The organism is Mesorhizobium sp. M0870, from assembly GCF_040319775.1.
Classification (GTDB): domain Bacteria; phylum Pseudomonadota; class Alphaproteobacteria; order Rhizobiales; family Rhizobiaceae; genus Mesorhizobium.
On the sequence record NZ_JAMYOI010000006.1, the window covers coordinates 217,763 to 232,996 of the forward strand.

The 15,234-nt window shown below is 61.0% G+C and carries 10 protein-coding genes; 1 reads left to right on the forward strand and 9 read right to left on the reverse strand.

Annotated elements, in window-relative coordinates; genetic code table 11:
• Nucleotides 1–62: 62 nt before the first annotated feature.
• Together NKH97_RS10215 and NKH97_RS10220 are read right to left on the reverse strand one after the other, a co-directional pair.
• Nucleotides 63–287 (reverse strand): hypothetical protein, encoded by a 225-nt coding sequence (locus NKH97_RS10215; RefSeq protein ID WP_352796488.1) that lies wholly within the window; start codon nt 285–287, stop codon nt 63–65.
• Nucleotides 288–497: 210 nt separating this feature from the next.
• Nucleotides 498–3,143: a right-handed parallel beta-helix repeat-containing protein gene (locus NKH97_RS10220; protein WP_352796491.1), complete on the reverse strand. Its 2,646-nt coding sequence runs from the start codon at nt 3,141–3,143 to the stop codon at nt 498–500.
• Between the two features lie 96 nt (nt 3,144–3,239).
• Here NKH97_RS10220 and NKH97_RS10225 point away from each other — a divergent pair, with 96 nt between their 5' ends.
• A complete protein-coding gene (locus NKH97_RS10225) occupies nt 3,240–3,449 on the forward strand; it encodes a hypothetical protein (RefSeq protein ID WP_352796493.1) in 210 nt (69 codons plus the stop codon).
• Between the two features lie 3 nt (nt 3,450–3,452).
• Here NKH97_RS10225 and NKH97_RS10230 read toward each other — a convergent pair whose 3' ends face one another.
• From NKH97_RS10230 to NKH97_RS10260, 7 genes are all read right to left on the reverse strand, one after another.
• Complete coding sequence (locus NKH97_RS10230; RefSeq protein ID WP_352796496.1) at nt 3,453–7,712, reverse strand: hypothetical protein; 4,260 nt, start codon at nt 7,710–7,712, stop codon at nt 3,453–3,455.
• Nucleotides 7,712–10,450: a lysozyme family protein gene (locus NKH97_RS10235; RefSeq protein ID WP_352796499.1), complete on the reverse strand. Its 2,739-nt coding sequence runs from the start codon at nt 10,448–10,450 to the stop codon at nt 7,712–7,714. The genes NKH97_RS10230 and NKH97_RS10235 overlap by 1 nt, the downstream gene beginning before the upstream one ends.
• Nucleotides 10,451–10,459: 9 nt before the next feature.
• On the reverse strand, nt 10,460–10,930 hold the full coding sequence (locus tag NKH97_RS10240; RefSeq protein WP_352796502.1) for a hypothetical protein: 471 nt from the start codon (nt 10,928–10,930) through the stop codon (nt 10,460–10,462).
• A gap of 11 nt (nt 10,931–10,941) precedes the next feature.
• Nucleotides 10,942–13,407, reverse strand: a complete 2,466-nt coding sequence (locus NKH97_RS10245; protein WP_352796505.1) for a phage tail protein — start codon at nt 13,405–13,407, stop codon at nt 10,942–10,944.
• Nucleotides 13,407–14,006, reverse strand: coding sequence for a phage connector family protein (locus NKH97_RS10250; protein ID WP_352796508.1), 600 nt, complete (start codon nt 14,004–14,006; stop codon nt 13,407–13,409). Before NKH97_RS10250 ends, NKH97_RS10245 begins: the two co-directional genes overlap by 1 nt.
• Nucleotides 14,007–14,010: 4 nt before the next feature.
• Nucleotides 14,011–14,172 (reverse strand): hypothetical protein, encoded by a 162-nt coding sequence (locus NKH97_RS10255; protein ID WP_352796511.1) that lies wholly within the window; start codon nt 14,170–14,172, stop codon nt 14,011–14,013.
• 65 nt (nt 14,173–14,237) lie between these two features.
• Complete coding sequence (locus NKH97_RS10260) at nt 14,238–15,227, reverse strand: Coat protein (RefSeq protein WP_352796514.1); 990 nt, start codon at nt 15,225–15,227, stop codon at nt 14,238–14,240.
• Nucleotides 15,228–15,234: the final 7 nt, after the last annotated feature.

Sequence of the window (15,234 nt, forward strand, 5' to 3'; positions counted from 1 at the left end):
TGGGCAGCTGTTGAGTTTTGCATTGAAGGCGGGAGGGCTGAAAGATCAGCCGGTTGAGCAGATCAGCGGTCTAGCCGCTCGCACTCATCAAGTAGGCCACCAAGCTCCAGGCAGAGATCGACGCGGCCGAGGCTGTTAGCGTTGTCGTCAATCCCCATGCGGCGGTTGTAGGCCGTGACTGTGTCTTTCAGTTGAGACACCCGACCGGCCTTGTGACCGCTGGAATAGGCGAAGCCAGCGATGCAAACGCTTGCGGCAATTGCAAGCGCGGCTGTTTTGGCGTTCATTGGCATCTTCGCCTTTCGAATCAACTTGGGAAGCGATCAACCATGGAAGACAGTTTGACTGAATTAGCGGCGCGGCTCCAGACACAATGGAAAGCGTGGGCTCCCGCGATCGGCCTTGGAGTTGCCGCCGCCCTCGGCATGATTTGGACCGTCTATCTGCCGATTGTCGGGTTGCGCCATCTACTTGGGTACTAAGGCGCCTGCATCAAATTACGGCTCGAAATCACCTGCCCAGCCGATTGCGCTGGCAACTACCCAGAAGCCGGTGAGATAGGATTTCAGCACCACACGCTCGCCGGGATCCAGGATCAGGTATTTGCCGGCTGCGCCGCCCTTGATCGTTTCCGTGCCGCTCGGATCGAGGTTCATGACATGCGTCGAGTGCACGTTCGCAAAGTCGATTTCGAGGCCCGACACAGCCGGCGGCAAGGTGTGGGTGCGCGCAGCGCCGGCGCTGTTGTTGTGGCACAGGGCCTGGTGATGCAGCCCATTCAGGACGGTATTCGCGCCGAGATCGGTAGGGACCGACGGGGTTCCTTGGACGCCCGGATTTGAACCGGCAATGAAACGGGTGACAATGCCGGTCGTGATGGATGTGCCGCCTGCGCCAGCCCATTCGGTGAGGTCGAGGCCCTCGACCACCATTTCGTCGATGGTGCCACCCGTTGTGACGCGGAAGCCCGTACCCGCCGCCGTCACGTTTTTCAGCGCTACGTCGCGGATGATGGCTTTGCGCAAACGCTGGCCAGCCGACAGGTTGAAGCGGATGCCATGCGATTGCGTGTTGCCGCTGACGCCGCTAACCGAAACAGAGCTTGGCACGATGCACGACGTGACGATGATCGCATCCGTGGAGCAGTTGGCCAGCGTGCCCGGGCCGATTTCAAGGCTCGCCTGGTACGGAGCCGCGATCGTCGCGGTCGTTCCCGAGGTTGCACCAGTGATGGTCTCCCCGGCAGTGAAAATCGAAGCCGTCGACGTCACATAGATGCGGCGCGTCACAGTGCTCGTCGTCGTTGTGGCCAAACTCGCGGCGCCCGCTACTACTTCGCCAACCGCGAACGTGCCGGAGATTGGCAAGATGCGGATCACGTTGGCGAAGAAATCGATAATCGTGCCGGTCGCGCCCGAGGTCGCGCCGGTCAGAACCTCACCGAGCTCGAAATCGGTAGTGGCACCCGCCATGACCAGTTCGACATGCTGAAAGCGCAGCGTACCCGTGCCGGCCGATGTGCCACCGGTGATGATTTCGCCATTGACGAATGTGCCCGTCTGCCCGCTCAAAGCGAACTGATAATCCTGCGACGGCTCCAATTCCAGCGCGGTGGCGTAGCGGTCTATATGCCAACTATCCAGCCGCCCGGCGCGGATCTGAACGCCGAACACATTCCCAGTGCTCGCGGTGCTTATGCGATTTCCGATCGCTTTGACGTTCGACGCCACAATTGAGGAATTCTGGTCCGTCAGGCACATGCCAACACAGCAATTATTTGCCTGCACATTCGTGATAATGCCGCGCGGGTCGCGGGCGCCGGTCATTTCAACCCAGACGCCGCCGGAAGGGCTGTCCAGGTGGCCGTCCGCCATAACCCCATCGACAAGGATATCCGTGGTATTGATGTTGCCGGTATAGGTGAGAACGACACCATCGCGCTTGCACTTGGACGAACGGATATTGCGCACGATCGGCTTGCGGACGCCAGCCACATAGACCGTGTCGCCGAACTCGCCGCCCGTTGGGGTGACGATGTTGTAGCCGTCGATATCCTCGATCGTCGGGCTATCGACGCAGAGGGCCATGACACCTGCGAGACCGAGATTGCGCACCTTGACGCCACGGATTGTCGGGCGCTTCCGGCGCGCGCCCGTCGACAGGCCGGCGCGGATTCCAATGGACGCTTGGTAGCCGACATGCGAGCCACCATCGATCGTCAAGTCACCGTCGACCTGCACGTCATCAGCGGCGATGTCGATCACGGGATAGTGGCCAGTCACCGTCCCGCTCGGCGCGCGCAGAGTCAGCGTCGAGCCGCCGAGACATTCGACGCGCTTTTTCGCCGTCGAGATCACATGATTGCCGTCCGTCTGATATGACCCGTCGATCAGCACATGCGGGTAGCTACCGGTCAGGAGCGCGTCGATTGCCGCGGTTGAATTAACGCCAGCGCGCGCCCCAAGCATGGAAGCAGTAACCGGGCTTGAGGCCAATGTGTAGCCGGCCAGAGTGCCTCCGACCAACGTAATCACGAGGTCGCCGGCAGCGGTTCCATTCTTGCGGTAGACCGCACCGCTGCCAGGCACCTGGTTGCTGTCGTAAAACGCCGTTCGGATGTAGTTGGGCGCGACAGCAGGTGAGAAGGCTTCGGCCGTTGCCTTTGTCGAAAACTGCGGATCGATCACCGTTGTCATGGCGCCGGTGACAAGATCAATAATCGCTTGTGCTGCCTCTCGGAGATCGCCGACTGCATCGTCTGAAAGGTAGAAGCTAATGGTGATATTGTCGGTCCCAATCCGGGGATTGTCGGTCTGGAATGCGAATACCTTGCTCGCATTTGCCGTGCCGTTCTGGACGTGAACCGTGGTACCCTTCTGTATGGTGCGCGTCGACTGCGCATCGGCCGCGCGGTACCAATAGCCCTCGCTTGCTGTGTAGATGCCATTGATCCGTGCGTCGGTCTGGTCTTTGATCAGCACTCGATCGCCGACGGCCGTCAGGACGCCGTCGATCGTTTTCAGGCCGATAAAGCGAGCCACGCCATTGACCTGCACCGTGGCAATGTTCGCCGTGGTTGCAAGGCGCACCGGCTCTCGTTCACCAGTCAAAAGTCGAACAGCGGCGGTTGCGGGCTGGCCCATATGGTGTTCTCCATTAAGGCTCTCGCCGGGGCGAGGCTTGAAAAGATGCAGATTTGCAGGTTTAGTTTCGCGGCTATGAGCGAAAGGGCGAGCCCATTGAGCCAGTACGGCCCGAAACCATCTCGATCGAAACTGCTTTGGTGGTCGATCACGGAATTCAACTGGGGCAACTACGCCCTTGCTGTCTTCCTTGTCGCGATGGTTTGTGTCTTGACCTCAGCGGCCACCGGCATCATGCCGACCAAGTGGGGCGAAGGGTCCGAATGCGCCAAGGGCATGAGCATGCTTGATAGCTGCGAGCAGTGACGCCTACTGCACCAGCTTGTGTAACTGCTGTTTCATTCCGGCGTCCTCGAGCCCAAAGCCTCCCTCAATGACCCAGCGCCAGTAAGGCAGCGTCAAGAACGGGATCATCTTCGTTGCCCTGTCGATGTCGGCAGGCGCAAGATCGGGATTGGTCGAAGGATCTCCATCGGTGAGCGTCGACAGCGTGCGCCCTCCAACGCCCAGCAGTTGTGCCGCATCGGTGCCAAGCTGAAACGAGGGGCCGAGGATCGCGCCGAATGCGTCACGGTTAGCATAGCGGGAAGCCTGTTGCCGCATGTCGGCATTTGGATTGACTTTTTTGCCGAGGACCGAAGCCAGGGTGTAGATGCCGGGCGCGCCGAGCTTTTCCCAAGTGCTGTTCACCTCAAACGCCATCTGGAAAATGCCGGCGCGGTCCAGTCCTTCAGCCAGCCAGGTGCCGGGATTGGTCGACAGGACGCGTTGATCGCCACCGGCTTCAATCTGCTTCATCATGTACGTCAGCATGCCGAAGGTCGTCATCGCGACTGTGCCGGTGATGAACGAACCCGGCCCTTCCTGAAGCCCACGCATCAGGACGCGTTGATTGGAAGCCAAGGCGAAGCTCTTGAATTGGATGAGCGCTCGGCCAGCCGGAGTGTGAGCGAACAGGGGCACGTCGGCCACCGACTTAGTGACGATGGTGGAATCCGTATCCTTGTTCACCGCAGCAGCGAAAGCACGAACCGCCTCTTCATCAGTCCAGCGCTCCAGGCCGGGAATGTGCACATTGCCCTGCACGTCACCGAAGTCGTTGAACTGCTTGGCGATGCGGTCGGCCATGTCAGTGTTGATGCCGAGGAACCCCATATAGCGCCGCTCCGCAGCTGAGAGCGCACCATAGTCCTTGCTCTGCACGTTCAGCAGCACCCGGTTCTGGATAAGCACCGAAGCAATGGACTTGTGCATATCATTCCAGAACGGCAGCAGGGTCATCTTGGAGAAGACGTTTGCCGCATTGTCGACGAAGCGTTCGAACGGCGAGTTATGCGCGTATGGATCGGCAAGCTCTGCCATGGTTGCCAGGCGAGATTGCAGCGAACGTTCTGTCACTGAGCCCAAGAGCTTCGAATCTTTGAGCGCCAGTTTAATGGCCGCCAAGTTCGTGATGAGCGGGGCGATGCCTTCGCTCATGTATCGGCCCATGCCGTGCACCATGGCTGGGCGCACCGCATCCGAGAGCGACGACACCACGACACCGCCGAGTTGCCGCATGAAATTGAAGGTGCCCGCGACGCGCAGGACGCGAGCGAAATTCGTGTGTTGGGCATCGACCTTGTACTGTCCGCGCAACAGATCGCGGATTGCAGCCGCGTCTTCAATGTCGCTTTTCTCACTGTTCTTCAGCGCGTCGAGTGCCTTGGTCTTGGCTGCAGCGTCCATTTCGGTCGACGTCTGCACGGCTTCGCGCATCCGCAGATATTCGGCCGTCACCCGGTCAAGCTGGCTTTTCAGCGTCGGCTTGCCTTCGCCGCCGAGTCGCTTGTCCATCTTGGTCAGTTCGACATCGGCGGCCATGACGCGGGCATAGCGCCGGCCGATCAGTTCGATGTCGTGTTCCAGGAAGTCTTCAATCAACTCGTCGGGAATGTTGAACGTCCGTTCCTTCAGCGGGCCGCGAGACGACATCGTCATGTCGTAGGACGGCATGCCCTGGTTCGCGCGGCCGGTGAGCTGCAAGAAGATGTCATCGACGATGCCCTTCACATAGTCGGCACGATCCTCTGGCGAAACGAATTCGGGGATCTCCTGTTTCACCTTGGGGACTATCGGCTCCAGCTTGTCGGCCTTGACCTTCAATCCTTCGATCTCAGCGCGCAACCGGTCTAGATCGACCGACTTGGCGGCGAGTTCGTCCAGAATTTCCGGGTTGCCGCCGCCTTCCGCATCCAGGCGCTTGATCGCCTCGACCCGCTTGCTCAGCGACCGCTCCCTGAGCTTGCCTTTGAACAGATCGCGCTTGGTCGTCGCATAGTCCACCACGAGCGAAACGCGAGGCGAGGAGTTTGCGATATCGCTTACGGCGTCGAGTTCGGCCTCGATCTTGGCTACCTCCTCGCTCAGGCTCTTGGCCTCGATGGCGGTAATGTCGCGCTCATTAGTGATGGCGTCGGTCGTGCGATCGAATTCCTCCATCTCCTGCTCAAAACGGGAAATGCGCGTGTCGAGCCCGTCCGTGTTCCGCTCAGCGGCCAGCACGCGGCCGATATGGTCGCGAACGTCCTTCACCGTGGCATTGGGAGGCAGGCCAACGCGACCCAGCCATTCTGCCGCCGTCTGGTCAAGATTGTCGGCCGCCGCCGCTGCTGCCTCCTCCTCTGCCGTGCGAAGCGGGTTGCCAGCAAGTTCCGACCGAATTGCTTCCATGACGGATCGCGGATCGACGTAGCCGTTGCCGTCCTGTGGCAGATTGGCAAACATCTCATCTTCGGCATGGACGAAGTTGTCGACATCGCCAATGCCGCCCCGTTTGACGAACATGCCCGGATGCGACTTGGGCGTGACACCCATTGCGCGCAGCTCGTCGTCCAGCTTGGAGCCGACGCGCGCACCGCCCTTTGCTTTGATGAGCGCCAGCACCGGCGTCCGTTCGGCGAAGGTTTGCTTCCTGCCGGCCGAGCGCGCCGCAGCGCGAGCCTGCTTCACCGTGTCGACCATCACAGCATTTTCGTCGGCACCGCGCAGAGTTGACACCAGCGCGGCCGGTGCGCGCTCCTTGAGCACGTCAAGGCGATCTTGACGCAACTGGGTCAGTGCGCCCATTCGCTTCTGCCGGCCGGCCTCGCGGTCGGACAGGCGTCCTTCGATGCCCTCCAGGCGATCGTTGACCTTCCCGAACGTTTCGCGTTTCTTATCCGCGTCAACGATCCGGTTGCCGATCCTGATTTCGTCGGCCTTGAACTCCAGCTGCGATAGCTGGTCATCGATCCATGGCTTCACGATAGCTTTGAAACGGGCTTCGCCAGCGTTTAGGCGGTTCGAGTTCCAAAGGCGCGTGAGGTAGGACGTCGCGGTCTTGACGCTAACATCTGCCGGCAAGAGACCCGCAGCGATGGCTTCGTCCTTCAGCGGATCGAAAAGCGTTTTGCGCCAGGACTGCGCCGCCTGCGACACTGCGTCGTTCTCGCCGACATCACCGCGACGCATGGCTTTGCTGACAGCAGTGCGGAATTCCTCCGCCGACATGCCGAGGCCCTTCTTGCGCGCGTCGCTGTAGATCGTGCGCATGTCGTCGAGGCCCTTGGTCAGCGCCCCCCGGTCCCAATATTTTACCGCGCTCTCGACCGCGATGTTGCCTTCGCCGCGCGAGTTCTTTTCGATGTAGAAGCCGGTCTCGGCCAGGTTCGATACGACTTCGCGATGGATCGCATTTGGGCTATGGGCAGCACGCAGCAAAGGGTTGAAGCCGGATTGCACCTTGCCGACCGTCTTGGCGCCCATACCATCGCCGATGTCGTAGTCCGACAGGAGAGGCCGAGGAGCCGCCGCCGAGCCGCCGCTCTGAGCTTGCACGTTGGCCCAAACTTCGTCTGGGGTCGGCACTTTTTCCCTCAAGGCGTTCTCGACAGACCGCAACGCCGTCTTTCGCTCGGCGACCGACATCAGCGCTCCGGCTCCAGAACCCAACAATCCGCCGAGGACGAAGCCGGCGCCCACGCCTACGATGCTGTCCGAGAGCGGCCGGGTCTGCTGCGACGACTGGAGCGCAATTTCAGATGCGGTCGCGCTGAGGCCTCCTGCGATAGCGGTGCGCAGTCCGGTCTGAACCACTGCCCGCCCCATTCGGACACCGGTGACCGCTTCGCCCCCAGGTACCAGCGTGGGAAGATCGACGATCGAGGCCGCGCCGCTGAAGGCCGTTCCCAGCCAGCCAGCGGAATCGACATTGCGGCGATCCTCCGTTTCCATGTCGATCTGCGACTGCATGGCGTTGAAGGCGACACTGTTTTGCAGCGGCGCGAAGCGAGCCCAGTGCGGTTCGTACTTCGTGCCTTTAATGCGCTCGTAGGCGGTTCGGCCGTTCCAGCCTTCTTCCGGCGCATAGATGTCGACGCCGGCCATCTTGTTCGACGCCATCGAGCCGATCGTATTGCTCTGGCGCACGGCCGAGCCGAGGACCGTCATCACATCGGGCGCGATCTCCTTGTCCGGATCAGGCCGATAGTCGACCGCACCGAACTTTTCGATCGGCAGTGGATCGTCGGGATAGGTGATAATGCCCATTAGTTGCCCCCGAAGCCTGTCTTCTGACTGCCGTCATAGGTGCCCGTGCCAGACGGCTGCTCATCAGCCGACAGCGGCGGCTCTGCGGCACGCTTCCGCTGATCCTTGCGAAGGTCGACTTGAAACCGCGCGCCGGCCGATGTGGTCTCAGCCTGCAACGCCTTGGTAAGGTCGCTCGAATACGGGTCGGCGACGATGTCGCGCACCTTGCCTTGGGCCTGGCGAAGGATAGAACCATCGACCGCGCTGCCTTCCGATTCCGCCTGCATGCGCTGGGCGATATCGCTCTCGCGTGCCTTGGCGATCGTGCCGGCATCGACACCCCAGGGCGCGCCGTAAGCCTCTTCCCAAGTCGTCTGACCATGGTCTTCGAACTGGTAATAGAGCTTGTAGCGCGGGAAGCGGTTCTTGTCGGTGCGCATCATCTCAGCATCGCGCCGCGTCCACTCGCCCATCTTGATGGCAACGTTCTCGACCTTGCGGCCGGGGTTGTGCTCGTCGGCATAGGCTTGCGCGGTCTGCATCGCATCGGCGCGCAAATAGTCGAACTTGTCGCCGACCGGGGGATAGTAGAGTTCCGGTGCCATGCGCATCAGGTTCGGCGAACCGGATACATTGCTCACCGCCCAATTCTTCTGAATAGCCGCGACAGCCCGAGCCTTCGCCATCCCGGCATCGCCGCCGGTCTCATAGAATGCATCTCCTGCCAGTTCCTTGTATTCGGCCAGCAGTTCGGTCGGCTGCTGCGGCATCACACCAGCGCCGGGCTCACCACCGGGACCGCTGAAATTGTCAAACGCGTTTGTCACGTCGCCAACGGTCAAGCCCTTGAGGAATTTTTCTGCGGCGGGCTTCAGTACCTCGACGCTTGCCTTCATCGACGGGTCGGCGCGGCGAATGATCTCCTGCGCAGCAGCCTCACCTGTCATGCCGAGGTCGTTCACCAGATGCCGGTAATCGGTCAGCTTCGTCTGCACGTCGCTGCCTGGGATGTTGCCGAACGACTTGGGCGCGATCCGCTCCAGTGCATCAGCTTGAGACAGTGCCGAAGACAGTTCCGCCCCTGTTTTCGAGGCGGCGCCTTGCCGAAGCTGTGCCTGCACCTGATCGGGAATGTACCCCGTCGCCGACACATAGGTCGACGTCGCCGCCGCCCGCTGTTCTGGCGCTACACCGGCAACAAACTGCCCAAAAGCTTTGTCAGCGATCTTGCTCTGGCCACTGTCGAAGCTGTTGATCGAGACCTTCTGCCCGCTGCCGATCGCGCCGATGATCGCGTCGACACCGGCGCTGTCTTTGTTTTGCGTCTTTAGCATCTCGTAAAGCGACGCCTGGTCGCCTTCGTTGAGCTTGCTGTTGAGGATCAGCGCAGGATCTCGGATTTCGCCGGTGCGGATGCCAAGTTCGATGTGATCTTTGTACCCCTGATATTCGACCTTCGATTGAGCGATATCCGCGGTCTGTTTCTGGCGGAATGCTACGTCATCCCGGTTTGCGAGCGACAGCATGTCATCCGGCGACATGCCATGAAAGCGAGGGTCGGGCTTTGCTGACCGGCCGCTGCCGCCCATGTTCTTGTCTGACCACGCGATGGTGTCGCCGGCAGTTTTCCCACGCAGGAACGGATTGGCGTTGACGGCATCTTGCCCAACGATATCAACAATGGGGGTGCTGGGATCAGCCTTCAGCGTGTTGACCGCGCCACCTGGCCCGAGGAAGTGGGCGAGATAGATGTTACCGGGTGTCGTGGCCTCGCCGCGATTGGTCAGATAGTCGGCATTGTCCTGCTGATATGCGCGGGTCATCTCCTTGCCGAGCTTGCGATCTTTCTTCAGCGCGATGATCTGGGCCGCGCTCTTGCCGGCCGCGATGTCGGGACGGTGCTGGCGGATGGTCTGGACCCATGTCGAATCTAGAAACTGCCCAACGCCCGAGGCCGACGAGTTGGGATTTTCAGCATTCGGATCGCCTCCACTCTCAACGCCGATGATCCTATCGGTAACGACATCGACCGCAGTGCCGCCGGTGGCGGCTGGCGCGGCCATGCCAAACAGTTCGCGTAGTTTTCCCGGGTCGCGGGCGCTGATTGCCTCCGCAAGCGCCTTCGGTGCAGCCTGGTCCCAGCCGTCCAGCGTCGCCTGCTTGGCCAGCGGACTGAGCGGACTGGCAAGGATGGCTTCACGGCCCTTGGCCTTGTAGGCGTCATAGGAGGCGCTGTCGTTCGGGTCCATTTGCAGGATCGAGCTGACCAGCCCGTTCTGAATTTTCGTTGTCTCGAACGTGGCGTATTTCTGCTCTTGCTCGTACTGCGCGGAAGCCGCGCGGCCGGACAATTCCATCCGCCTCGCAGGAAGGCTTGCATCGAAAAACCCGCGCTGGCTTTCCGGCACTTGCTCCCGGTACTTCTGCGCCAAGGTGTCGACTAAGCCGGGCTTCACAACCTGCCCGGCCGGGTCCACCTGTCCGGCAATGGTGTCGTGAAGGCCGGAGCCGTCGGCGGTGCCATTGCGCGCAGCTTCAGCGGCTTGGTTGGCAAGATCCTGGTCATATGCGTTTTCGACAGTGATGCGCTTGAACTTGTCCAATTCGTCTTTGCGCGCCTGCACCCGCTCGGCAACCGCCTGAAACTGGTCGCCAGCACCTTCGACTGCGGCGCCGATCGGCGAGCCCTGCGGATACTGCACCACGCTGCCAGTATCGAGGCGACGTTCGGCGACCTGAAGCGGAATGACAGCCATGAAAGTCCCTTAAGGTGCGAAAGCCGAACCGCCGATCCCGAACGCCTTCTTCGGGTCGTACAAGTTCGTAATCCCGGAAACGAGATTGCTGCCGGCCTTGATGATGGAGGCGCCGACCGCCTGCTTGCCGCTGAAGCGCGAGATTGAGGCTTGCGTGGTCAAGCTGTTCTGGCGGAGTTGCGAACCATATTGAATCGCCTTTAGATCAAGCTGGTTCTGCCGGGCGTTGGCGGCAAGCACTTCCGACGGCGAGCCAGCTACGGCAACACCGGACGCGCCGACCTGTGCGCGGGCGCTCGCCGCCAACAGGTCTTGCTTGTGCTTTTCCTGCGACTGCTCGAATGACGCTGCTTGAGCGTCAGCTTGGGCCTGCTGATCATAGGCCTTGGCCTGCATCTCCTGCATTTGCTTTTCCTGCTGCCCCTGCATGAGGGCGCCGCCAACGGAAAGGCCGATGCCGATTAGGGCAATGGTGCACATCGATTCAGCCCCTACGGTTCAGCGTCGAAAACAGGTGTCAGCGCGCGGATGGTGCATGGCGTCGGGTTGACGTGGCGGATTTTCACCCTCCCTTGTCCTTCCCAGCTATCGTCGATCGGCACCTCGACATTGCCGGTGTAGAGGTTCGCTTTTCCATCGGCCGCAACGATCGAGGGTATGCGCACGGGCTCCCAGCGCCCGCGGATGAACGAAGAGATCTGCAAGCCCGTCGTGTCGGTCTCGAAAACGGACAGGATGACCTTGGTGACCTTCTTGCGACGGCCGACGATCGAGCCGTCTTTGCCGCCGACATCAAGTTCCAGCGTGTCAGCTGCGGCCTCATAGGGCAGGCCCACAGCCCATCTTGTCGCCGTGGCACCGCCAGGCAGCGAGACAGCACCCGCCGAGACGATAAGAGCCCTGTAGACCTTGCCATCGGCCAGAGCGTCGACAGTCTGCCCGTTGAGGTGAGCGAGCCCGGAAACAGCATTCACGGCAACGCCGGTATACTGCAGTCCGCAATCGACTTCGAACGCGTCGTCGATCGTGCCGTATTCGAAGGGCGCGGTCTTGATTTCGATGAGGCGCTTCGTGACGCCACCGATGGTGCGTTTCACGACAAGCCAGAGATCGTCGTTGCCGTCTTGGCCGGGGGTCACGATTGCGCTTTCCACCAGTGCCCATTCGGAACCGGTGAACGTGCCGCCGAACCGATGAACGTGCATGCCGCGCACGTCTTGCGATGGCTGGTGAGTGTAGCCGCCAAGCTGGCCGTCAGCGGTCGGAAACCACAGAACTGGATCCGGGTCGGTCTGGAAAGCGAGTTCGATCACGCCCTTCTTCGGAATGTGTTCCGAGACTTGGCCGATGTCATCCGAGGCGAAACGGCCAGGCTGGGTTTCAGTCAGTTCCGCGATTGATCTGCCCGAGCGCGTTACATAGAGGAACGACTGACCGGCATCGACCGGACGGATGCGAGCACAGCCGAAGGTGCGAGAGCGGCGGTTCTTGAAGGACGACGGCGTCAGAGCCTCGTCGATGCCCGAGCCTGACAAAGCGCGGACACCACCCGAGGTGCCGATCAGCAGCGCACCGTCGCTGTCGGCAATCCAGACGATGTCATTGGCCTGGCCGCCGCCCGCTTGGATGAATTCCAGCGCGTCGTCGTCTTCCTCGCCGAGAGCAAAATTATCGAAGTCGCCGGTGGCCGAGGCATAGACGGAGAATTTCCGGCTGAAGGCCAGCCGCTCCTCATAGAGCGACCCGCTTTCGACGTACTTGCCGGGCACGAAGGTACCGAGCCGCCAGCGCGTGATCGGGTTCATGTTCGGCAGCGCATGCCCGTAGAGGATGACCTTGACCACCGTGGTGCTGGTGCGGCTGGTGATCTTGGCCCAGCGCCAGATGCCGTCGGCTCCTAGGAGGCGAATGGAACGACCAACATCCGAGGGCTGAAAGCCGCCGTCGTCGTTTATACCGATGATTGAGGAGGCGGTGAGGTCGAACGGCGTCTGATCGGAAGCGGCGATATGCATCGCTAGCTCGGCCGAGACGGTGACAACGGCATCGTCGCCGCCGCCGCCGCTGAACACCAGCTGATGATATTCGAACGCTGATTTGTTGGTGAAGTCGTAGAAGCGGGTCTCCCCATTGCCCCAACCGAGTTCGCCGGTACGCGTGTCCAGGGTGACCCAGTTCGTGCCATCATTGGAACCCTGCAATTCCCAAGCAGTGAAGAAATCATAATCGCCAGTTGCCACCCGCGACGTGGTGATCCAGTAGGCATCGACTACGCGCTGCACACCGCCTGCATTGCGGAACCGGATGTAGCCGTCGCCGCCGCTCGCAATTTCGATGTCCTGCGTCTTGTCGCGGTCGAACATCTGCCAGGCAGAAGCGCTGCCGCTGCCGGTGGAAGCGGTGCCGGAAGGCGTCGTGTTGCTGGTCATCTGTGGCGTCAGATGCCCGGTGTCGGATGGCGTCAGTGTCGTCGCTGTGTCATTGACGGGATCATAGGGGCCGTCGAGAAATTCGAAATCTTCGAGCGTCCAAGTCGTGTGCGAAGTGCGCGTTATCACCTTCGGCGGATAGTCCCGATGAGTGATCCACATCTGATCAGCGGACTGGACATAGGTCAGGTCGAACAGATCAGCTTCGAGGTATGGTGAAGCGACCTCAACCGTCCCCACGCGGGCGCCGTAGGCGAAGACCCTGATATATTGATCGCCGAATTCTAGCGCATAGGCTTGATCGGCGGAGAAGATGAAGGGGATCACGCGCGTCTTCTTCGACGACGTCTTCACCTCATTGACGAAGTACGTTCCGCCACGCTTTCGAATGCCGCCATGGGGCAGGGTCACAAGGTTCGTGCATCGCGACAGAGCCGCCCGGTAGAGATCGAGGGTTGCGCGGGCGTGCAGGCGCGGGCTGATTTCCCCGCGGACAAAGGTGTCCTGGATCGGATAGAGCGTCGCCATCAGCGAATGGCCCTGTTGTCGCCGCGCTGGTAGGCCCAGGACGAAGTAGACTGCCTTGCACCGCGCTGCACTGCCTGCGAAGCGAAAGCCGCGTCTACGGCCCTGTCGTAGCCGTTGCGGGCTATGTCGATCATGTTGGCCTTGTGGGTGATCGGATGGGCAATCTTGATCGCCAACGCACCGACGAGCACTTCCGTGAACAGTGCATCCCAGTCATTCGGGTCGGTCAGGTTTCCCACATACCGGATGATCAGCGGCCCCGAGCGATCCGAGTAGATCACGCCGGCTTCTTGGCGCCATGAGATCGGCACGCCATCGGGCTCTCCGTTGTGAGTGAGCGGGAGTGGCCGCAGGCAATCAGATGGAAGCTCATAGGACCAATTGAGCGTGCAGTCGCCCGATCCGGTATCGGCACTGGCGACGGTGGCGCGCAGGATCGCAAAGACCCAGGCATACTTCGTCAACTCGGCTTCGCGCGTCTGGTTGAAATGCAGATTCAGCATTCGGGCGGCTTTGATGTCCTGATCGAGGCTATCGATCGGGGACTCGTCCAGCACGGCCAGCGCCATGTTCGCGACGTCGAGTTCGGTGAGCGCCATGAGGTCAGACCTTCAGGCTCGTATGGCGGGCCGGCTTCTTCGGCAGGCCGCGCGAATTGAGCACCTGAATGAACGGGCTGGGATTGAGCCGTTCGGCTTGCTCACGGAACTGTCGGCGCACTGCCTCTTTACGGGTTTCGGCGGGCTTACGCTTGCTGGTGATCATGATTATCCTCACGACAAAAGGGCGAGCAGCCGAAGCCGCCCGCCCGTTTCAGTTCCCAGGCCTGATCAGGCCTCGGTGGTCTTCAGTGCGATGAACGTCATGTTCTTGACGCTCGACGCGGTGCGGTCCCAGTTCGCTGCAAGTGCCAGTTCCGCATCGGTGGCGAATTCGCCGGCCGAGGAGGCATCGAGGAAGCGCGTGCCGGGAACGTGAGGAACGAAGTGGCGACGTGCCACCATTTCCGTCACGCCACCACCATGGGCCTGGCGCGGCTTGCGGTCGAACTCCAGCGGGCCGCCTTCCGTGTTCACCGGAAGCTCGTTCCACATGATCGCCTTGTCCTTGAACATGAACGCCGTGTAGACGCCGGTTGCCACCGGGATGTCATCGTCGACCACCACGCGCAGGTTCATGTAGTACGGGATCAGCGGGCCGCCCTGCTGGGAAGACGGGACATAGTCGATCAGATCAGCCAGCTTGAGAGCCTTCATCTGCTTCGAATGCATCCAGATCGTCTTGAACTTGTCGGCACGATCGCCCATCAGGTACGCCGCTTCGATGATGTCGGTGTCGACAATCGAGGCGCCGGTCACGCGGACGAGGTCGCCGGCATCGTTGGCGACGTTGTCTGCGATCACGCCCTTCAGGATGCTGACCAGCGTCAACTTGTTGGCACGCTGCCAATAGTCGGTCTGACGCTGGACGATCAGCTTCTGCGGATCGGAACCGGCGAGGATGCTGGTCAGGTCCGGGATGCCCCACGCGTTGGCGCGGATGTTACGGGCCGCGACTTCACGGCGCGAACCGATCTTCTTCATCTCGATGCTGTCAGTCGGATCATCGTTGATGGGTTCCGACGGATCGTTGCCGAGATCTTTCCAGCCGGGCATGTCGACCGAACGGCCGCCGAGGCTCAGCTTGGCGGTGATCGCGGGATCGTTGAAGAGGATGCCGGCCTGGTAGATTTCCAGCGACTGCACGTGCTCTTCGAACGAGTACTGCGAATAGACCGATGGAACGATCGAATCCGCAATGCGGGTGTAGGCGTCTGCCATTTTATTT